We start from the raw sequence: 20,421 nt of genomic DNA, 5'->3' as shown, positions 1-20,421 counted from the left end.
CCTCTTGTCGTTGTTGCTCCGGGGCCGTATTCGCCCCGGTTTTTTTTGCCCGCAGAAGTTGTGCTGCAACGCAGCATAATCGTGCCGGGCAAGCTGCGCCGGCGGTCCCGCCCGTTCCGGCGCCGGGTCGATGGCGCCCACCCCGACTGACCTGCCCGCGCCCCTGCTAGAATCGCAGTTTCCGTCGTTTCCGCCGTTCTTCTACAGACCCTATGTCCGCATCCGACCTCACTTCCGTGCAGGCTGCGGCGCCGCAAGGCAGCCGCCAGATCCTCGTCACGTCCGCCCTGCCCTATGCCAACGGCCAGATCCACATCGGCCATCTGGTCGAGTACATCCAGACCGACATCTGGGTGCGGACGCTGCGAATGCATGGTCATGAGGTCTACTACATCGGCGCCGACGACACGCACGGCACGCCGGTCATGCTGCGCGCGGAAAAGGAAGGCCTCACGCCGAAGCAGCTGATCGACCGCGTGTGGACCGAGCACAAGCGCGACTTCGACAGCTTCGGCGTGTCGTTCGACAACTTCTACTCGACCGACTCGGACGAAAACCGCGTGCTGAGCGAGAAGATCTACCTCGCGCTGAAGGAAAACGGCCTGATCGCCGAGCGCGAGATCGAGCAGGCGTACGACCCCGTCAAGGAAATGTTCCTGCCGGACCGCTTCATCAAGGGCGAGTGCCCGAAGTGCCACGCGAAGGACCAGTACGGCGACAACTGCGAAGTGTGCGGCTCGACCTACCTGCCGACCGAGCTGCTGAACCCGTACTCGGTCGTGTCGGGTGCGACGCCGGTGCGCAAGAAGTCGACGCACCACTTCTTCCGCCTGTCCGACCCGCGCTGCGAGTCGTTCCTGCGCGAATGGGTCAGCGGCCTCGCGCAGCCCGAAGCGACCAACAAGATGCGCGAGTGGCTCGGCGACGCCGGCGAAGCGAAGCTCGCCGACTGGGACATCTCGCGCGACGCGCCGTACTTCGGCTTCGAGATCCCGGGCGCGCCCGGCAAGTACTTCTACGTGTGGCTCGATGCACCGGTCGGCTACTACGCGAGCTTCAAGAACCTGTGCGACCGCAAGGGCATCGACTTCGATGCATGGATCCGCTCGGGCTCGACGGCCGAGCAGTACCACTTCATCGGCAAGGACATCCTGTATTTCCACACGCTGTTCTGGCCGGCGATGCTCGAGTTCTCGGGCCATCGCACGCCGACCAACGTGTTCGCGCACGGCTTCCTGACGGTGGACGGCGCGAAGATGTCGAAGTCGCGCGGCACGTTCATCACCGCGCAGAGCTACATCGACACGGGCCTGAATCCCGAATGGCTGCGCTACTACTTCGCCGCCAAGCTGAACGCGACGATGGAAGACATCGACCTGAACCTCGACGACTTCCAGACCCGCGTGAACAGCGACCTCGTCGGCAAGTACGTGAACATCGCGAGCCGCGCGGCCGGCTTCCTGATCAAGCGTTTCGACGGCCGCGTGCAGGACAGCGCGATGAACCATCCGCTCGTCTCGAAGCTGCGCGATGCGATTCCCGCGATCGCCGCGAACTACGAAGCACGCGAATACGGCCGCGCGCTGCGTCACACGATGGAGCTCGCCGACGAAGTGAACGCGTACGTCGATGGCGCGAAGCCGTGGGATCTCGCGAAGGATCCGGCCAACGCGGTCGCGCTGCATGAAACCTGCAGCGTGAGCCTCGAGTCATTCCGCCTGCTGTCGCTCGCGCTGAAGCCGGTGATGCCGCGCGTCGCCGAATCCGTCGAGGCGTTCTTCGGGATCGCGCCGCTCACGTGGGCCGACGCCGCGAAACCGCTGTCGTCGGCGCAGCCGATCAAGGCGTACCAGCACCTGATGACGCGCGTCGACACGAAGCAGATCGACGCGCTGCTCGCCGCGAACCGCGATTCGCTGCAGGCTGAGGCCGCCGGCGCCGCTGCCGCGGGGGCGGCCACCGCCAACGCCGCGAAAGAGGCGAAGAGCACCAAGGCGAACGCGAAGGTGGCCGCGGCAAACGGTGCCGACGACGGCCCGATCTCGATCGACGATTTCGCGAAGGTCGACCTGCGCATCGCGAAGATCGTCGCGTGCCAGGCCGTCGAAGGCTCGGACAAGCTGCTGCAGCTCACGCTCGACATCGGCGAGGAAAAGACCCGCAACGTGTTCTCGGGCATCAAGTCCGCGTACCAGCCCGAGCAGCTCGTCGGCAAGCTGACGGTGATGGTCGCGAACCTCGCGCCGCGCAAGATGAAGTTCGGGCTGTCCGAAGGGATGGTGCTCGCCGCGTCGGCCACCGACGAGAAGGCCGAGCCGGGCCTCTACATCCTCGAGCCGCACAGCGGCGCGAAGCCCGGCATGCGCGTGAAGTAAGCCACGCGCCCCGCCGCTTTTCGCAAAAAACCCCGCACGATGTGCGGGGTTTTTTTCATGGCTGCCCGGTACGCCGCTCGCGCGCGCCGTCACTGCCGAACCACCGGTCGAAGCGCCGCGTGTAATTCAGGTCGACGCCCTGGAACGTGCCGCCGTACGCGGATACCGACCAGAAGCGCGTCAGGTTGATCGTCGCCTTGAATGCGTTGCTCGCCGATTGCAGGCCCTGCTCGAAGCCGAGCACGAAACGCTCGTTGATCGCCTTCGACACCAGCACGACCTGCGGATCGATCAGGCCGACTTCGCTGCGGCCGACCGAGACCTCGTCGAGGCCGAAGGTCTGCGCGACGCGCTTGCCCGTCACGCTGCCGAGCAGCCCGAGCGCCGCCGTCATCGCACCTTGCTGGCCGACGTTGTTGCCCTGGTCGGTGCCGTGCCCGAACAGCAGCCACGACAGCTTTTCGTTGTCGGTGACGTTCGGCTCCGACACCAGCTTGACCGTCAGCGACTGGATCGTGCCGGTGACCTGCACCCCGGCCTCGACCTCCTGGTTGCGCCGCATCGCGAGGATGTTCACGCCCGGATTCGACACGGGGCCGTTGAACGTGAAGAAGCCGTTCTCGATCGCGAGCTTGCGGCCGAACGACGTATACGTCGATCCCTCGGTCACGCGCACGTTGCCGACCGCGCGCAGCGGCACGCCCGGCGCGCTCATCACGGTAATCGTGCCGCGCAGCCCGAGGTCCGCACCGTGGCCCTTGAAGCGGAAGTTGTTGCCGAGGCCGATGTCGATGTTCGCGCGCGGCGCGAGCGACGGCGCCGGCTTGTCCTCGATCTTCTGCGGCTTCGCGACCGCCGTGCCGGTCGGCGTCTCGCCGCGCACCGTCCCGTCCGGCCGCATCACGACGACATCGTCGGACAAGTGCGGCGCCGCGTCCTCCGGCAGGTCGAACAGCGCGCGGTCGACGACGAACTTGCCGTCGATCGACAGCGCGCCGCGCGGCCCGTCGTTCGCGACGGTCGCCTTGCCCGACAGCGACAGCTTGCGATCCGGCGCCGCGAACAGTTCGAGCTTGTCCGCGACGATGCTCGCGGTCAGGTCGGGCGCCTCGCCGTCGAGACGCACGCGGCCGATCGCGCGCAGCGTGCCGTCGCCGCCGTGGAACTCGACCTGCTGGAATTCGACGAGGTTCTCCGCGAGCCTCACACGCACGATGCCGTCCTTCAGCTGCACGCCCTGGTCGACGAGCGTGGCGGACAGATCGTCGCCCGTCAGCATTCCCGACACGTTCGGCTTCACCGGCGTGCCGGCGACCGTCAGCTTCAGCGCCGCGCGCCCGCCGAGCAGGTAGCTCGGCCCGAACAGGTTGCCGGTCGCCTTCAGCGACGGGATGTCGGCGTCGATGCGGCCCGTCAGCGGGCCGTCGTCGGCGACGCCGAATACGCCGTCGCGCAGCGCGAACGGCACCGCGACGTTCGCGTCGAGCGAGCCGACCCGGTTCGCCTTCGCGAGCGCCACCACGTTGAGCCGGTTGCCGGGCGCGAAGCTCGCGCGCGCGGAAAGTTCGGTCAGCCCGAGCGATGCGATGCCGCGCCCGGTCTCGATCGTCACGTCGCCGCCTCGCCGCTTCACCTGCAGGTAGCCGGTCGCGTTCGTGCCGAGCGAGAAGTCCCAGTCGGCGTCGAGCACGACGTCGGTGCGCACGGGCGGCCGCTGCCCGGTCAGCTCCTGGCGGACCTCGAGGAAACGCGCGACCGAGGCGCCGCTCATGGAGCCTGCCGAGCGCATCTGGCCGTGATCGAACACGAACGACTTCAGGTCGATCGCCGCGCCTTCCAGCGTGAGCCGCGTCGCGCCGAGCGTCACGCGGCCGGCGCCGGCCGACACCGTGAGCGGCGCCTGCAGCGCCACCGCCGGCGTGCCGCGGTTCGCAAGACGCGTGACGGTGCCGTCCCAGCGCATCCCGTCGCGGTTCTCGACTAGGCCGCCGTTCGCCGCGAGCGTCAGGTCGATCACGCGGCCGCCGGCCATCCCGAGCGCCGACGCGTCGAGGGTGTGTTTCGCGCGCGTGCCGTCGAGGTTCGCGCGCAGCGATTTCAGCTGCAGCGAGCCGAGCACGAGGTCGGTCGCGTCGGCCGTGAACACGAGCGCGCCGTGCGCGCCGTCGCGGATGTCGGCGTGGCCGTGGGCGGCGCCGATCCGGTTCGAGCCGACCACGACGTGCTCGGCCTTGTAGGTGGCCGTCACGTTCGGGTGCGCGAAGCTGCCGGTCAGGTCGCCCTGCGCCTGCACGAGCCCCTGGACGCCGAAGCCGAGCCGGTCGAGCTCCGGCGCATCGACGACGAAGCGCAGCCGGTCGCCGGGTGCGCCGAAGCTGCCGCGCAGGTCGACGTGGTTGCCCGCGATCGACAGGCTCGCGTTGCTCGGCAGGACCCGCGTGCCGGCGAGCTGCACGACGCCGGCGCCGGTCAGCGGCACGCCGTCGTACAGGCTGTCGCCGAGCTTGAAGGTCGCCTTCGTCGATACCTGCGGCGCGAACGCGCCCGATGCCGTCAGCGTGCCCGATACGCTCGTCTCGCCGCGCTTGGCCGGTGCCTTGGCCGCCGGTTTCGCCGGCTTGCCGCCGCCCGCACCCGGTGCGCTCATCGCGGCGAGCAGCAGCGGATCAAACGCGGTCAGTGTCGCCTTCGCGTCATAGCTCGAATGCGCGTCGTGACGGAATACGCCCGTCAGGTCGATGCGGCCCTTGCCCGCCGTCACGCGCGCGTCGGTCAGCACCGTCTGCTGCGACGTCAGCGCGACCTTCGCGCGCGCACCGAGCGCGAGCTTCGGGTCGTTCAGGTTGAAGTCGACGGTCGTCACGTCGCCCGCGAGCGTCACGCCGAGCGGGCCGCCGAGGCGCATCGGCCGCAACTCCGCGACGAACGCATTCAGGTCGAGATTCGCGACCTTCAGGTCGAAGCGGCCCTTGCCGCCCGTCAGCGTGCCGTTGCCGGTCACGCTGCCGTCGCGGACGAGTTTCAGCACGAGGCCGTCGAGCCGCTGCGCGTGCGCGTCGAGATTCACGGTCGCGTGCGCGTCGACGACCGGCAGCAGGTGATCGCCGAGCGTGCCGGGCTTCGCGTTGACGATCGACACGGGGCCCGTCACCGCGAACCCCTTCGCCGCTGCCGAGCCGGCCGGCGCGGTCACGGGCGCAAGCTCCGCGCGCACCGCGAGATCGGCGGCCGGCGCGCCTGGCGCGATCGCCTGCGGGTTCACGTGATCGAACGCGAGCGATGCGCGCGTGAGCGGCACCGCTCCGAACGGGGCGGCCTCGACGTGCGCACGGCCGTTCAGCTTCATCCCGCTCGCGGAGACGTCGGCGACGAGCGCTTCGAGCGAGCCCGACACGTTCGCGCTCGCGTTGACCGGTTCGTTGGCGAGCTTGCCCACGTAGGTCGCATTGCCCGTCAGCGCGAACGGCTTCACGCCGTCGAGCTTCGCGCGGGCGGTCAGCGCGCCGTACGGCGTGTCGACGCCGTCGAGCGCGAGTTCATGGTGACGGCCGTCGCTGCGGCCGTTCAGCGCGAGATGGTCGAGCTGTGTCGTCGAGCCGCCTTCGTGGATCGCCAGGTGCTCGACGCGCAGGTCGTCGATCCGCAACTGCAGCGGCAGGCTCAGGTCCTGCGGCGTCTTGGCCGGGGTCGACGGTCCCGGTGCAATCCGCACGTCGATCGTGCCGGCACGAAGATAGGCGATGGACAGTCGCCAAGGCGCGCGGGTCAGCGCCCAGCGGCCGTCGAGCCGGTCGATTCGCACTTCCGTGCCGGCGCCGCCGGGACTCGTCAACGCGAAGCCGTGCAGGCGCACGCCGGTCGCGAGCGCGCCGCCCTCCAGCGTGCCCGCGAGCCGGCCGCCCAGCACACGCACGGCCGCCTGCCACGCGAGCCGCGTGCCGCGCTCGGTCGCCGCCGCGGCCAGCACGAGCCCGGCCGCTAGTACGACGAGCAGCACGACCGTCGCGAGCGTCCACGCGACGACGCGGCCCGCACGCACGCGGCGCGGCACACGCGACGGCGCGTCGGGCGCGCGCTCGGGCGAGTCCGGATCATGAGGCGGCGGCGTGTCGTTCGGGTCCTTCGTCATGCGGTTCGTCGTGGATCGGGCAACAGGTTCAGAAAGCGATGCCGAGCGTCAGGTACGGGCGCACGCTGTGGTTGCGCAGCCCGTACGCGACATCGACGTTGATCGGGCCGACGGGGCTGCGCCAGCGCGCGCCGATGCCGACGCCCGGGTAGAACACCCGCTCGCCCCACGCATCGGTCGCGGTGCCGATGTCGAAGAACGTCGCCGCGCCCCAGTCGCGGTTGAACCAGTGCTGGTATTCGGCGGTGCCCGTCATCAGATACTTGGCCGGCAGCACGGAGCCGTCGACGTTGTTGCCGATGCTCTGGTAGCCGTAGCCGCGCACCGAGTTCGAGCCGCCCGCGCGGAACAGCAGCGACGCCGGCACGCCGGTCGAGCTGCCGCTCGTGAACACGCCGCCGAGCTCCGCACGGAACACGAACAGGTCGCGCCGGCCGATCGGCAGGTACTGCTGGCCGCGCGCGTAACCGCGGATGAAGGTCTGGTCGGTCGCCACGCCCTTGATCGCGAAGCCGGCCTCCGCGTGGATCAGGTTGCCCGATCGCGGGAACAGCGGATCGTCGATGTTGCGGCGGGTCCACGCCCACTGCGGCACGAGCGCGCGGCTCGTGGTCGGGCCGGCGCCGTTCTGGTCGAGCCGGTCCTGGTAGTACATCAGCGAGTACGTGTAATCGATGAACTGGCCCGTGCGCGTGCGCTGCACGCCGACCCGCGCGCTGTAGATGCGCGTGTCCGACACGTTGGTGTTCGTGTAAGACGCGAGCACGCTGTTGGTCCAGCCTTTCTCGCCGGGCGGCATCGACAGCTGCACCTGGCCGTACTGCTGGATCTGGTCGAGCCGGCCTGACACGGTGAGCGGCCACGCAGCGCCGAACGTGTCGAGGTAGGTGTACGACCCCTGCACGTGCGGGCCCGTATCGGTTGCGTAGCCGACGCCGCCGCGAATGTTGTTGTACGGGAACTCGCTGACCTTCACGTGCACCGGCGTGCGCTCCGGCTTCGCCGTATCGTCGCCGACGTCGATCGCGACGCTCGCGTAGTACGGCGTGTTCTGCAGTTGCCGCTGCAGTTCGGTGATCCGCTGTACGTCGTAGATCTCGCCTTCCGACAGCGGATTGACGTTCGTGACGATCTTCTCCGGATAGCGGCGCACGCCGTCGACATCGACCTTGCCGATCGTAAACGTCGGGCCGCTGTCGAACGTGACGGCCAGCGTCGCGCGCTGCGTGCGCGGATCGATGCGCGCCTCCGACGACGCGATCTTCGCGCCCAGGTAGCGGCGCGACTGCAATTGCCTGAGTGCCGCGCCCTTCGCACCGTCCCAGCCGGACTGCGTGAACGGATCGCCGGGCTTCAGCGAGAACGCGAACCGGGTGGCGGCCTCCTGCTTCGGATCCTCGGTATCGACGGGCCCCTTGAACGTCAGGTCGACCGTCGACACGATGGTCGGCGGCCCCGGATCGACGGCGACGCGCACGTCGCGCTTGCCGCCGCGCGTGCGCACGTCGGTGCGCACGACCGGCGAGAAATAGCCGGCCGTCGCGGTCAGGTCGCGCACCTGCTGGGGCGTGGCGGTCACGAGGAAGTCGAACTGGTCTTCGCTGACGTCATCGCGCTTCGCGAAGCGCGCAATATCAAGATGGGACTTGAGAAGCTTGCGGATCGAGCGCGGCGCGTCGATGTCGACGTCGTACTTCGCGTAGGCCGGCAGCACGACGACCGCGGCGAGACAGCCCACGAGGGCTGCCCGGGCCGCGGCACCGGTGCCGCGCCGTGCGCGGTCGCCGAGGGCACGGGCCGCGCGCGGGCCCGCCTCATGCGCCGTGTGTGCTTGCTGGTTCGCCTGACCCGCCAAATAGGACCTCGCCCTCGGTTATCGGTTTTTGTGGAAAGCCCTGTATTTGACCACAGGGTGGCGGCCGTGCCCGCACGGGCGCCGCTTTGACGCTTGCGCGCAACGACGCGCCCGCGGGCCGCGCCGGGCGCCCTGCGGGCGCCGGCCAGCCGATTCGACGCGCGATTGCCGCCGGCTGTTCCCCGCGATGCGGTAAAATCCCGCCATCGAGAATCCGGCGCACCGTGCGCCGCCCGAAACGGAAAGCCAAGCCATGCCGTACCAGTCCGACGTCACGCAATTCCTGAACCAGCTCAAGCAACAGAAGCCGACGCTCGAAGCAGAGCAGCGCAAGGGCCGCTCGCTGCTGTGGGACAAGCAGCCGATCGACCTCGACGAGCGTGCCGAGCAGCAGGAATCGCGCGTGAAGCAAACGTCCTACGTCTACTACCAGAACTTCTGACGACGTGAGCGCCGCCGACGAGGCCAGCGCCGCCCGGCAGGACGACGCGATCGCCGCGCCCGCGGGCGCCGATTCGACGCCCGACACGGTGGACGGTGTCGCGGCGTTCGCTCGCCTGTACGGCGAGCCGCTCTTCAAGCTGCCGCAGGATCTCTATATCCCGCCCGATGCGCTCGAGGTGTTCCTCGAGACGTTCGAAGGCCCGCTCGACCTGCTGCTGTACCTGATCCGCAAGCAGAACTTCAACGTGCTCGACATCCCGATGGCGCAGGTCACCGCGCAATATCTGGGTTATGTCGACCAGATCCGCACGTCGAACCTCGAGCTGGCAGCCGAATACCTGCTGATGGCCGCGATGCTGATCGAGATCAAGTCGCGGATGCTGCTGCCGGTCAAGAAGGCCGACACCGGCGAGGAAGCCGAGGATCCGCGCGCCGAACTCGTGCGCCGCCTGCTCGAATACGAGCAGATGAAGCTCGCCGCGCAGCGCCTCGACCAGTTGCCGCAGCTCGGCCGCGACTTCCTGCGTGCCGAGGTCTACATCGAGCAGAGCATCACGCCGCGCTTTCCCGACGTCGACTCGGACGACCTGCGCGCCGCGTGGGCCGACGTGCTCAAGCGCGCGAAGCTCGTCCAGCACCACAAGATCTCCCGCGAGGAGCTGTCGGTGCGCGAACACATGAGCCTGATCCTGCGCCGGCTGCAGAACGCGCGCTTCATGGAGTTCGCCGACCTGTTCGACACGTCGCGCGGCGTGCCGGTCGTCGTCGTGAACTTCATCGCGATGCTCGAACTCGCACGCGAATCGCTCATCGAGATCACGCAGCCCGAGCCGTTCGCGCCGATCTACGTGCGCCTCGCGTACCTGCCCGCGTAACCGGGCCGCCCCACTCTCCCTACGCCATTCAGATCCGTGCCGGCGCTGCACCGCGCCGGCCGCTGCAGGTACGCCCGATTAAAAAGTGAACGATCGTTCTTTTATCGATGCGCCCGGCGGCCAAATCCTCTACAATCCGCCGACGCCCGATGCGCCGCCCGCGCGCCGGCGTTCTCCGCTTCGACCCCGACGCCGCTGTTGCGGCGCCAACGCGCGCATGCGCGAGGAACCCGCTACCCGATCATGAAAGTCATCAGCTCGATCCAGGAACTGCGCGACCAGTTGCGCGGACAGAACCGCACGGCGTTCGTGCCGACGATGGGCAACCTGCACGAAGGTCACCTGTCGCTGATGCGCCTCGCGCGCCAGCACGGCGACCCGGTCGTGGCGAGCATCTTCGTCAACCGCCTGCAGTTCGGCCCGAACGAGGATTTCGACAAATATCCGCGCACGCTCCAGGACGACATCGACAAGCTGCAGCGGGACAACGTCTACGTGCTGTTCGCGCCCACCGAACGCGACATGTATCCGGAGCCGCAGGAATACCGCGTGCTGCCGCCCGACGACCTCGGCGGGATTCTCGAGGGCGAGTTCCGCCCCGGCTTCTTCGCCGGCGTGTGCACGGTCGTCACGAAGCTGATGAGCTGCGTGCAGCCGCGCGTCGCGGTGTTCGGCAAGAAGGACTACCAGCAGTTGATGATCGTGCGCCGCATGTGCCAGCAGCTCGCGCTGCCGGTCGAGATCATCGCGGCGGAGACCGTGCGCGACGAGGACGGCCTCGCGCTCTCGTCGCGCAACCGCTACCTGACGACCGACGAGCGCAAGGAAGCGCCCGAACTCGCGAAGACGCTGCAGCGCGTGCGCGACAGCGTGCTCGGCGGCGAACGCGACCTCGGCAAGCTCGAGCAGCACGCGCACACGCACCTGGCCGAGCGCGGCTGGGTGCCCGACTACATCTCGATCCGCCGCCGCGCGAACCTGATCGCGCCGAGCGCCGCCGAACTCGAGGCCGGCGAGCCGCTCGTCGTGCTCGCGGCCGCGAAGCTCGGCGCGACGCGCCTCATCGACAACCTGGAAATCTGACGGGCGGCCCGCCCTCGCCTCTCACGCATCACGGAGATACCATGCAGCGCCATATGCTCAAATCGAAGATCCACCGCGCGGCCGTCACGCACTGCGAGCTGCATTACGAAGGCTCGTGCGCGATCGACGAAGACCTGCTCGAAGCGGCAGGCCTCATCGAGAACGAACGGATCGACATCTGGAACATCAACAACGGCGAGCGCTTCTCGACTTACGCGATCAAGGGCGAGCGCGGCAGCGGGATGATCTCGCTGAACGGCTCGGCCGCGCGCCGCGCGCAACTCGGCGACCTCGTGATCATCGCGGCGTTCGCGATGGTCGACGAAGCCGAGTTGCAAGCCGGCTGGAAGCCGAAGCTCGTGTTCATCGACGAAGGCAACAAGATCAAGGGCCACCGCGATCACGTGCCGACGCAGAACTGGACGTGATGCAGCCGGCCACCCGCGGGTCCCGGCACGCCGGGTAGCCGCCGCGGCCGCCGCGCCGCGCGACACAAACGAAGGGCCTGATCCGGCACGCTGCCGGATCAGGCCCTTTGTCATTCGAGCAGCCGTGCCCGGCTTCGCCAGCGCCCGGCCAGCCGCGGTCAGGACGCCTTGGCGACCTTCTCCGCTTTCGCGGCACGGCGTTCGGCCCATTCGACGATCGGCCGCCACTGTTCGAGATCCTTCTCGACGCGGCTCTTCGCGACGTCCCACAGCGTCAGGCCGTGCGCGGCGATCTGCACGTAGTTCTGCGTGTCACGCACGTAGCCGAGCACCGGCAGCCCGAGCCCTTCGACGAAGCGGTGCAGCTGGTCGGACGAGCGCGTGCGCGCATCGACCCGCATCCCGACGATCCCGACCTCGACGTTGCCCTTGCGCACGGCCTTCTCGCCGGCGAGGCGCTCCAGAAACTGCTGGGTCGCGAGAATATCGAACATCGACGGCTGCAGCGGCACGATGACCTTGTCGGCGAGTTGCAGCGCGACGTTGAGCCGGTTGCCGTGCAGGCCGGCCGGCGTGTCGATCACCGCATATTCGAGGCCGCGCGGCGGCTTCGACGGCGCGTCCGGATCGAGATCCCAAGCCTCGATCGCCGGCAAGCCGGCCGGCCGCAGGTCGAGCCACGCATGCGCGGACTGCTGCCGGTCCAGATCGGCAAGTGCGACCCATGCGCCCTGCGCCGCGAAATAGCCGGCAAGATTGGTGGACAGCGTGCTCTTCCCCACGCCACCCTTCGGATTCGCCACCACGATAACCGTCATGAATTCCCCCGAAAAAGCCGCGCGGCGCCTGCCGCGTGGCAGGCGCCGCTCGATTGCGGATACAGGGTGCGATGATATCGGCAAACCGGGTATCACCGGAACGGGTTGCGCCGGTGCCCGCCCCGTTTATGCGGTTCGCGTCGCGGCACGCGGTGCGCCGATCGCGAATGCGCCGCCGCCCAGCAGCGCCTGCACCGCCAGCGTGACGGCCCAGAACGCCGGGTATTCCCAGCCGCCGTTCGGCGACGCGAAGCTCCAGCCGTTCGGCAGATGCGCGGAGACCGCGCCGAGCATGAACGGCAGCAGCACGAGCGCGGCGCTCCGCACGCGGAAGCCCGCGAGCAGCGCGAGGCCGCCCGCCAGTTCGACGAAGGTCGTCAGGTAGGCGAGCCAGCCCGGCAGGCCGATCGACGCGAAGAACTGCGCGGTGCCGGGCAGCGTGAAGACGAACACCTTCTGCGCGACGTGCGCGAGGTACAGCACGCCGAGCGCGACGCGCAGCAGCGTTGCACCGAAATCGTTGAGGCGATTGGGGTTCATGGCGAATTCCTTCGTAAGTGGATGGGAATGGATCGCACTCTATTCGAATCAATTCGACCAATAAACACGCAACAAGGCTTTAACTGCCTCCCATCAGGAACGAATCGGGTTGTAAAAAAGGGCATGACCGATCATGCCCCGATACCCGTACCCGAGACGAACCTCATCCGCCACTTTTGCCTTGTGTGGCATCACCCGAGCCGCCCGGCGTGTACGAGTCGCACGCGTGCGCAACCGCCGACGCGCCCAGCAGCACCGCGAGCAGCACGCTCAACCACCATCGAGCCTTCATCGTCACACTCCTCTTGGCGGACCTCCGCCCACCTGAGTTGTATGCGATCCTGCGGAAAATGCCAGTCCGGCCGCGCTCGCGCGTCAGCGGAACTCGGCGTACAGCGCGCGCAGGTCGAGATGCTCGGCGAACGAATCGGCGAGGCGCTCCAGCGACGCCTCACGCAGCGCCGGGTAGTCGATGCGCTCCGCACCGTCGAACCCGGCCCACGCGAGCAGTGCCGCGCACGCGTCGGGTGCGTCGAACAGCCCGTGCACGTAGGTCGCGAGGATCTGCCCGTCGGCGGACAATGCGCCGTCCGTGCGCGCGCCGCCCGGTGCAGCGCCGGCGGCCAGTTCCAGCGCGGGCGCCGCGAGCGCGGGCCCGCGCGTGTCACCCATGTGGATCTCGTAGCCATGCACAGCGGCCGCACCGGGCAGTGCGAGATGCCCCGTCACGTTCTTCAGCGTCTTGTCCGGCTGCAGCGTCGTGTCGAAATCGAGCAGCCCGAGCCCCGGTACGCTGCCGGGTGCGCCTTCGAGGCCGAGCGGATCGTCCAGCGTGCGGCCGAGCATCTGCATCCCGCCGCAGATGCCGATCACCTTGCCGCCGTAACGCAGGTGCCGGCGGATCACCGCGTCCCAGCCCGCGTCGCGCAGCCACGCGAGATCGCGCTGCACGCTTTTCGAACCGGGCAGGATCAGCAGGTCGGCATCCGGCACCGGGCCGCTCTTCCAGTACGTGAATTCGACCTGCGGATGCGCGCGCAGCGGGTCGAAGTCGGTGTGATTGCTGATCCGCGGCAGCGCGGGCACCACCACGCGCAGCACGCCGGCGTCGCCGCGCACGGCGGCGCTGCGCGCCTGCGACGGCAGCATGTCCTCCGCGTCGAGCAGCAGCCCGTGCAGGTACGGCAGCACGCCGAACACCGGCTTGCCCGTCTGCGCGCGCAGCCAGTCGAGGCCCGGTTCGAGCAGCTTGATATCACCACGGAAGCGGTTGATGACGAAGCCGCGCACCCGTGCGCGCTCGCTGTCCGACAGACACGCGAGCGTGCCGACCAGGTGCGCGAACACGCCGCCCCGGTCGATGTCGGCCACGAGCACGACCGGGCAGTCCACGCGTTCGGCGAAGCCCATGTTCGCGATGTCGCCTGCGCGCAGGTTGATCTCGGCCGGGCTGCCAGCGCCTTCGACGATCACCGTGTCGTAGCCGGCGCGCAGGCGCGCGTACGATTCGAGCACCGCATCGAACGCGACCGGCTTGTAGTCGTGATACGCACGCGCATCGAGGTTCACGCGCGCCTTGCCGTGGATGATCACCTGCGCGCCGCGATCGCTCGTCGGCTTCAGCAGCACGGGGTTGAAATCGGTATGTGGCGCGACGCCCGCGGCGAGCGCCTGGAGCGCCTGCGCGCGGCCGATCTCGCCGCCGTCGGCCGTCACCGCGCTGTTGAGCGCCATGTTCTGCGGCTTGAATGGCGCGACGCGTGCCCCCGCGCGGCGCGCGAGGCGGCACAGGCCCGCGACGAGCGTGCTCTTGCCCGCGTCGGACGTCGTGCCCTGGATCATCAACGTGCCGCGCGGCTGCGGTTCGGGTGCGTTCATCGTGTGCAAAGTCGTGGCGAAGCAAAGGCCGCATTATCGCCCGCGTCCGGTCGCCCGCACCGTTACAATCACGCGATGATTCCGCACGACCTCACCTTTGTCCTCGGCGGCGCGCGCTCGGGCAAGAGCGCGCATGCCGAGCGGCTCGCCGCCGACAGCGGTCGCCCCGTCACCTATATCGCCACCGCGACTTCGACGCCCGCCGATGCCGAATTCGAACAGCGCATCGCGCATCATCGCGCGCGCCGGCCGGCCGACTGGGGCTTCGCCGACGCGCCCGTCGACCTCGCCGGCACGCTCGCGCGGCTCGACGATCCGCACGCATGCCTGCTCGTCGACTGCCTGACGCTGTGGCTCACGAACCTGCTGTGCCCGATCGACGGCGAACCGCTCGACGACGCGCAATACGCGACGCAGGTCGAGCGGCTCGAACACGCATTGCGCGGCGCGCGTGCGAAGGTGATCGTCGTCAGCAACGAAATCGGGCTCGGCGTCGTACCGCTCGGGTCGGTCACGCGCCGCTACGTCGACGAGCTCGGACGCCTGAACCAGCGCATCGCCGCGCTCGCGACGCGCGTGACGCTGCTGGTGGCCGGGCTGCCGCTCGAACTCAAGGCCGGAGCGCCGTCATGCTGATATTGTCGCTGCCGGTCGTCGCGATGCTCGCCGTCGCGGCCGCGATCGTCGATCGCATCGTCGGCGAACCGGCCGGCTGGCATCCGCTCGTCGCGTTCGGCCGGCTCGCCGCGCGCATCGAAGGCGTGCTGAACACGGGCCGGCGCGGCCGGGTGATCGGTGTGCTCGCGTGGGGCGCCGCGGTGCTGCCGCCGGTGGCCGTCGCGGCGTGGCTCGCGGCCGTGCTGCCCTGGCCGCTCGCGGCCGCGCTGCACGTCACGCTGCTGTGGTTCGCGCTCGGCGCGAAGAGCCTTGCCGACCACGTCGCGCCGATCGCCGCGGCGCTGCTGCGGCACGACCTCGACGCCGCGCGCGCGCTCACCGCGCGCATCGTGTCGCGCGACACGAGCGAAGCCGACGAAGGCGCGTTGTCGCGCGCGGCCGTCGAATCCGCGCTGGAGAACGGCAACGACGCGATCTTCGGCGCACTCTTCTGGTTCGTCGTCGCGGGCGGCCCCGGCGCGCTGCTGTTCCGGCTCGCGAACACGCTCGACGCGATGTGGGGCTACCGCACACCGCGCTTCCTGACCTTCGGCTGGGCCGCCGCGCGCCTCGACGACGCACTGAACTGGATTCCCGCGCGCCTTACCGCCGCGAGCTACGCGCTGCTCGGCGACACGGCCGCCGCATGGCGCTGCTGGCGCACGCAGGCGCGCCACTGGGACAGCCCGAACGCGGGCCCCGTGATGGCCGCGGGTGCCGGCAGCCTGAACGTGCTACTCGGCGGCCCGGCCGTCTATCACGGCGAACTCGAGGACCGTCCCGCGCTCGGCACCGGCGCGCAGGCGACGGCCTCGCACGTCGTCGCCGCGCTGTCGCTCGTCACGCGCACGCTCGCGCTGTGGCTCGCGCTGCTCGTCGCGAGCGGCGCACTCATCCTCGCTACCCATCATGTCTGACGCACGCATCCCGCACGGCGGAAACCTGCACGAAGCCGCACGCCGCCACGGCATTCCGTACGATGCCTGGCTCGACCTGTCGACCGGCATCAATCCGCTCGGCTATCCGGTGCCGCCGGTCCCGGCCGACGCATGGCGCCGGCTGCCCGACGACGGCGACGCGCTCGCCGCGTGCGCGGCCGGCTACTACGACGCGCCCGATGCCGCGCATGTGCTGCCCGTTGCCGGCAGCCAGGCCGCGATCCGCGCGCTGCCCGCGCTGCTGCCGACCGGCGATGCCGGCGTCGCCCCGCTCGCGTATGGCGAGTACGCGCCCGCGTTCGCGCGTCACGGCCATCGCGTCGTACCGCTCGACATCGACGCGGACGTGCTGCCGGCGACGCTGCATCACGCCATCGTCGGGAATCCGAATAATCCGACCGCCGAATTCGTGCCTGCCGAACGGCTGCTCGGCTGGCATGCGCAGTTGTCGGCGCGCGGCGGCACGCTGATCGTCGACGAGGCGTTCGCTGACACCGGTACATCGCAGTCGCTCGCACGGCACGCCGATCGCCCGGGTCTCGTCGTTCTGCGCTCGGTCGGCAAGTTCTTCGGGCTCGCAGGCATCCGCGCGGGCTTCGTGCTCGCACACCCCGAACTGATCGCCGCGCTGCGCGACAGGCTCGGCGCGTGGACCGTCAGCGGCCCCGCGCGTCATGCGGTCGCCGCCGCGTTCGCCGATCGCGCATGGCAGGCCGCCGCCCGTGAACGGCTCGCGGCCGACGGCGAACGTCTCGCCGCGCTGCTGCGCACGCACGGCTTCGCAGTGCGCGCGACCCCGCTGTTCAGCTGGACCGACGACCCGCGCGCCGCCGCGCTGCATGCGGCACTCGCCACGCACGGGATCTGGACGCGCCACTTCGCGCAACCGTCGAGCGTGCGCGTCGGCCTGCCCGGCAGCGAAGCAGAATGGCGGCGCGTCGCCGACGCGCTCGCGCAGTGTGTCCCGACGCTGCAACAGGAATCCGCATGAGGGTCCGCAGGTTCCGCACGCTGGCGCCGCTCGCGACGCTGGTCGCGCTCGCCCATACGCCGCTCGCTCACGCCGACGTCACGACCCGCGACGACGCCGGAAACACCGTCACGCTGCCCGCGCCGGCGCAACGCGTGATCAGCCTCGCGCCGCACGCGACCGAACTGGTCTACGCGGCCGGCGGCGGCGCGAAGCTGGTCGGCACCGTCACGTACAGCGACTATCCGCCCGCCGCGCAGGCAGTGCCGCGCGTCGGCGACAACAAGGCGCTCGACCTCGAGCGGATCGCCGCGCTGAAGCCTGACCTGATCGTCGTCTGGCGGCACGGCAACGCCGAGCGGCAGACCGATGCGCTGCGCGCGCTGCACATTCCGCTGTTCTTCAGCGAACCGACGCATCTCGACGACGTGGCGACGTCGCTGCGCCGGCTCGGCACGCTGCTCGGCACGGCACCGGCCGCCGATGCGGCCGCGGCGGCGTTCTCGCGCGATATCGCGGCGCTGCGCGCACGCTATTCGGCGCGTCCGCCGGTCACGATGTTCTTCCAGGTATGGGACCGGCCGCTGACGACGCTCAACGGCGCGCATCTGTTCAACGATGTCATTGCGCTGTGCGGCGGCCGCAACGTGTTCGCGGCGCTCAAGCCGCTCGCGCCGACCGTCACCGACGAGGCCGTGCTCGCGGCGAATCCGGAGGCGATCGTGACGACCAGTGCCGGCGCGACACGCTCGGACGCCCCGCTGCCGAGCCTCGCGCGCTGGCGTGCATGGCCCGCGCTGACGGCCGTGGCGCGCAACAACCTGTACGCGATCGACGGCGATCTGCTGACCCGGCCGTCGCCGCGAATCGCGCAGGGCGCGGCCGCGTTGTGCGAGGATCTCGACGCCGCGCGGGCGCGGCGGCCGGCGCGCTGAATCAGCGCTTCGATCCCCTGCTGCGCTGCGCACCCATCCGTGATTGCGAGCCGGTCACACGCCGGCACGCGATCGCCTATTCGTCCCAGTGCACGACTTCCCAACTTCGCGCCGTATCATCCGTACGCAACCAGACTACGCCGCCCGTCGGCACCGGTCGCGACAGCAGCGTATCGAGCGGCACGCGCAGCGCATGCGCTGCGAACGCGCGAATCACGCCCGCATGCGTGAGCGCCCATTGCGGCGCGTTGCGCTGCGCGACCGCGTCGGCCATCCGTGCGACACGCGCGGCGAACTGCGCGACGCTTTCGCCGCCATGCGTGCATGCATGCATCAGGTCCGCGGCCCACGCATCGAGCGCTGCGCGGTCGATGTCGTCCCAGCGCCGCAACTCCCACGCGCCGAAGTCCATTTCCTGCCAGCCCGCGTCGCGCCGCAGCGGCACGTCGAACGCCTGCGCGAGCCGTTCGGCAACCGATGCGCACCGCGTCAGCGGGCTCGTCCACACCTGTTCGGGCAGCGGCGCCCCGAGCGCCGCGAGACGCTCGCGCACGACCTGCGCACCGGCCTCGGCCGGCGCGGCGAGCGGCACGTCGCTGCGTCCGTAGCACACGCCCGGCTCGACCTCGACGGCCGGATGGCGAATCAGGACGATGTCCATCCGAGCACCACCAGATAGATCGCCAGTTCACTCAGCTGCTGCGCGAAGCCGAGACAGTCACCCGTATAACCGCCGATCCGCTTCACGAAATAGCGGGCCGCCCATGCGCGCACGAGCACGAGCGCGACGAACGCCGCGAGGCCCGCGCGCCAGTCCGGCCAGAACAGCCACGGCAGCCCGAATGCGGCGACGACCCAGGCCGCGCGCGCGCCCATGCGCTGCGCGACCGGCTTCGCCTTGCCCTCCGGCCGAACGTAGTCGAGCGACATCAGCAGGCTCACGGCGGCCGCACGGCTTGCCGCATGCGCGGCGATCATCGTCCACGCGGCGCGCAGCGGCGGCATCGCCGCGAGCGCCTGCCATTTCAGGCCGAGCGCGATCACGAGCGCGACTGCACCGAACGTGCCGATCCGCGAATCGTGCATGATCCGCAGCACGTCGTCGCGCGTGTAGCCGCCGCCGAACGCATCGCAGCTGTCAGCCAGGCCGTCCTCGTGGAACGCACCGGTCGCGAGCAGCGTCGCGGCCATCGACAGCCCGACCGCGATCGACGCGGGCAGCACGCGCAGCGCCACGAGATAGACGAACGCGCCCCACGCGCCGACGCACGCGCCGACCAGCGGGAAATAGCGCGCGGCCTGATCGAGGTCGCCGGCCGCATAGCCGATCGCGCGCGGCACCGGCACGCGCGTGAAATAGCCGAGCGCGACGAAGAAGTAGCGCAGTTCTGCGCGTACGCCGCCCACGCGCTCAGGCGTCACGATTGTCGACGCCCGCGGACTCGAAGCTCGCCATCTCGGCGAGGAACGCGGCCGCCGCGCGCACGAGCGGCAGCGCGAGCGCGGCGCCCGTGCCTTCGCCGAGCCGCAGGTCGAGCGCGAGCAGCGGCTTCGCGCCGAAATGCTCGAGCATGCGCCGGTGCCCGGCCTCGTGCGACGCGTGCGAGAACACGCAGTAGTCACGCACGCCGGGCGCGATGCGCTCGGCGACGAGCAGCGCGGACGTCGCGATGAACCCGTCGACGAGGATCGTCATCCGCTCGCTCGCGGCCGCGAGATACGCACCCGTCATCATCGCGATCTCGAAGCCGCCGAACGTCGCGAGCACGTCGAGCGGCGAGATCGCGTGCGAATGCCGGACGAGCGCACGGCCGAGCACCGCGCGCTTGTGCGCGAGCCCCTGGTCGTCGAGGCCCGTGCCGCGCCCGACGCACGCATCGATCGGCACGTCGAGCAGACGGCTCATCAGGCACGCGGCCGACGACGTGTTCGCGATCCCCATTTCGCCGAAGCCGATCACGTTCGTGCCGAGCGATGCGTGCAGGCGCACGCGCGCCGCGCCGGCGTCGAGCGCCGTCCGCGCCTCCTCAGGCGTCATCGCGGGCTCGACCGCGAAGTTGCGCGTGCCGCGCGCGACCGGCAGCGACACGAGCCGGTCCGACACCGGCAGCGGCGACGCGACGCCCGCATCGACGATCTCGAGCGCGCTCTGCGCGACGCCCGAGAACGCATTGATCGCCGCGCCGCCGGCCAGGAAATTCGCGACCATCTGCGCGGTGACCGCCTGCGGATACGGGCTCACGCCTTCGGCTGCGATGCCGTGGTCGCCGGCGAACACGATCGTCACGGGGCGCTGCACGTGCGGCCGCTCGGTGCGCTGGATCAGGCCGATCTGCAACGCGATCGCCTCGAGCTGGCCGAGACTGCCGGGCGGCTTGGTCTTGTGATCGATCACATGCTGCAGGCGCTTGCGCAGCGCGTCGTCGAGCGGCGCAATGGCGGGCGGGAAGTCGGTCGGGTTGGTCATCGGAAGGTTGCCTCGTTGGCGCGGCCGGT

Annotated in this window: 18 protein-coding genes; 9 read left to right on the top strand and 9 right to left on the bottom strand. The window is 69.8% G+C overall.

The window, feature by feature from the left end; translation table 11 throughout:
* The first annotated feature begins 212 nt into the window (after window positions 1-212).
* On the top strand, window positions 213-2,375 hold the full coding sequence (gene metG, locus GEM_RS04925) for a methionine--tRNA ligase (protein ID WP_014896345.1): 2,163 nt from the start codon (window positions 213-215) through the stop codon (window positions 2,373-2,375).
* A 55-nt stretch (window positions 2,376-2,430) separates the two neighbouring features.
* On the opposite strand, the gene GEM_RS04920 is transcribed toward metG, so the two are convergent.
* Window positions 2,431-6,504, bottom strand: coding sequence for a translocation/assembly module TamB domain-containing protein (locus GEM_RS04920; protein ID WP_014896343.1), 4,074 nt, complete (start codon window positions 6,502-6,504; stop codon window positions 2,431-2,433).
* A 28-nt stretch (window positions 6,505-6,532) separates the two neighbouring features.
* Window positions 6,533-8,359 carry an autotransporter assembly complex protein TamA gene (locus GEM_RS04915; RefSeq protein WP_014896342.1) on the bottom strand — a complete coding sequence of 609 codons (1,827 nt, stop codon included), beginning with the start codon at window positions 8,357-8,359 and terminating at the stop codon, window positions 6,533-6,535.
* Between the two features lie 253 nt (window positions 8,360-8,612).
* Here GEM_RS04915 and GEM_RS04910 point away from each other — a divergent pair, with 253 nt between their 5' ends.
* The 4 genes from GEM_RS04910 (at window position 8,613) to panD (ending at window position 11,189) form a co-directional block, all read left to right on the top strand.
* Window positions 8,613-8,801, top strand: coding sequence for a DUF3460 family protein (locus GEM_RS04910; protein WP_006761252.1), 189 nt, complete (start codon window positions 8,613-8,615; stop codon window positions 8,799-8,801).
* 4 nt (window positions 8,802-8,805) lie between these two features.
* Window positions 8,806-9,678, top strand: coding sequence for a segregation and condensation protein A (locus GEM_RS04905; protein ID WP_014896341.1), 873 nt, complete (start codon window positions 8,806-8,808; stop codon window positions 9,676-9,678).
* Window positions 9,679-9,921: 243 nt separating this feature from the next.
* Entirely contained in the window at window positions 9,922-10,761 is an 840-nt protein-coding gene (gene panC, locus GEM_RS04900; RefSeq protein ID WP_014896340.1) for a pantoate--beta-alanine ligase, read from the top strand.
* 41 nt (window positions 10,762-10,802) lie between these two features.
* Window positions 10,803-11,189 carry an aspartate 1-decarboxylase gene (gene panD, locus GEM_RS04895; protein WP_006484038.1) on the top strand — a complete coding sequence of 129 codons (387 nt, stop codon included), beginning with the start codon at window positions 10,803-10,805 and terminating at the stop codon, window positions 11,187-11,189.
* A 158-nt stretch (window positions 11,190-11,347) separates the two neighbouring features.
* Here the strand turns inward: panD and GEM_RS04890 are convergent, their stop codons facing one another.
* The 4 genes from GEM_RS04890 to GEM_RS04880 form a co-directional block, all read right to left on the bottom strand.
* Window positions 11,348-12,007 carry a ParA family protein gene (locus GEM_RS04890; protein WP_014896339.1) on the bottom strand — a complete coding sequence of 220 codons (660 nt, stop codon included), beginning with the start codon at window positions 12,005-12,007 and terminating at the stop codon, window positions 11,348-11,350.
* A gap of 126 nt (window positions 12,008-12,133) precedes the next feature.
* The gene (locus tag GEM_RS04885) at window positions 12,134-12,547 is read right to left on the bottom strand and encodes a DoxX family protein (protein ID WP_014896338.1); all 414 of its coding nucleotides are present in this window, start codon (window positions 12,545-12,547) and stop codon (window positions 12,134-12,136) included.
* Window positions 12,548-12,710: 163 nt separating this feature from the next.
* A complete protein-coding gene (locus GEM_RS32125) occupies window positions 12,711-12,839 on the bottom strand; it encodes a hypothetical protein (protein WP_014896337.1) in 129 nt (42 codons plus the stop codon).
* Window positions 12,840-12,922: 83 nt separating this feature from the next.
* Complete coding sequence (locus tag GEM_RS04880; protein WP_014896336.1) at window positions 12,923-14,425, bottom strand: cobyric acid synthase; 1,503 nt, start codon at window positions 14,423-14,425, stop codon at window positions 12,923-12,925.
* Between the two features lie 75 nt (window positions 14,426-14,500).
* Between GEM_RS04880 and cobU the strand changes: the two genes are divergently transcribed.
* Genes cobU through GEM_RS04860 form a run of 4 tightly spaced genes read left to right on the top strand, consistent with a single transcriptional unit; the run spans window position 14,501 to window position 17,925 of the window.
* Window positions 14,501-15,061 (top strand): bifunctional adenosylcobinamide kinase/adenosylcobinamide-phosphate guanylyltransferase, encoded by a 561-nt coding sequence (cobU, locus tag GEM_RS04875; RefSeq protein WP_014896335.1) that lies wholly within the window; start codon window positions 14,501-14,503, stop codon window positions 15,059-15,061.
* Window positions 15,055-15,999, top strand: a complete 945-nt coding sequence (cbiB, locus tag GEM_RS04870) for an adenosylcobinamide-phosphate synthase CbiB (protein ID WP_014896334.1) — start codon at window positions 15,055-15,057, stop codon at window positions 15,997-15,999. Before cobU ends, cbiB begins: the two co-directional genes overlap by 7 nt.
* Complete coding sequence (cobD, locus tag GEM_RS04865; protein WP_014896333.1) at window positions 15,992-17,011, top strand: threonine-phosphate decarboxylase CobD; 1,020 nt, start codon at window positions 15,992-15,994, stop codon at window positions 17,009-17,011. The genes cbiB and cobD overlap by 8 nt, the downstream gene beginning before the upstream one ends.
* Window positions 17,008-17,925 carry a cobalamin-binding protein gene (locus GEM_RS04860; RefSeq protein WP_014896332.1) on the top strand — a complete coding sequence of 306 codons (918 nt, stop codon included), beginning with the start codon at window positions 17,008-17,010 and terminating at the stop codon, window positions 17,923-17,925. Before cobD ends, GEM_RS04860 begins: the two co-directional genes overlap by 4 nt.
* Window positions 17,926-18,001: 76 nt before the next feature.
* Here the strand turns inward: GEM_RS04860 and cobC are convergent, their stop codons facing one another.
* Genes cobC through cobT form a run of 3 tightly spaced genes read right to left on the bottom strand, consistent with a single transcriptional unit; the run spans window position 18,002 to window position 20,392 of the window.
* On the bottom strand, window positions 18,002-18,586 hold the full coding sequence (gene cobC / locus GEM_RS04855) for an alpha-ribazole phosphatase (RefSeq protein WP_014896331.1): 585 nt from the start codon (window positions 18,584-18,586) through the stop codon (window positions 18,002-18,004).
* Window positions 18,571-19,347, bottom strand: coding sequence for an adenosylcobinamide-GDP ribazoletransferase (locus GEM_RS04850; protein ID WP_014896330.1), 777 nt, complete (start codon window positions 19,345-19,347; stop codon window positions 18,571-18,573). Before GEM_RS04850 ends, cobC begins: the two co-directional genes overlap by 16 nt.
* Window positions 19,337-20,392 (bottom strand): nicotinate-nucleotide--dimethylbenzimidazole phosphoribosyltransferase, encoded by a 1,056-nt coding sequence (gene cobT, locus GEM_RS04845; protein ID WP_014896329.1) that lies wholly within the window; start codon window positions 20,390-20,392, stop codon window positions 19,337-19,339. The genes GEM_RS04850 and cobT overlap by 11 nt, the downstream gene beginning before the upstream one ends.
* Window positions 20,393-20,421: the final 29 nt, after the last annotated feature.

Source organism: Burkholderia cepacia GG4, assembly GCF_000292915.1.
GTDB lineage: Bacteria > Pseudomonadota > Gammaproteobacteria > Burkholderiales > Burkholderiaceae > Burkholderia > Burkholderia cepacia_D.
This window is presented reverse-complemented; position numbering and strand designations above follow the sequence as displayed.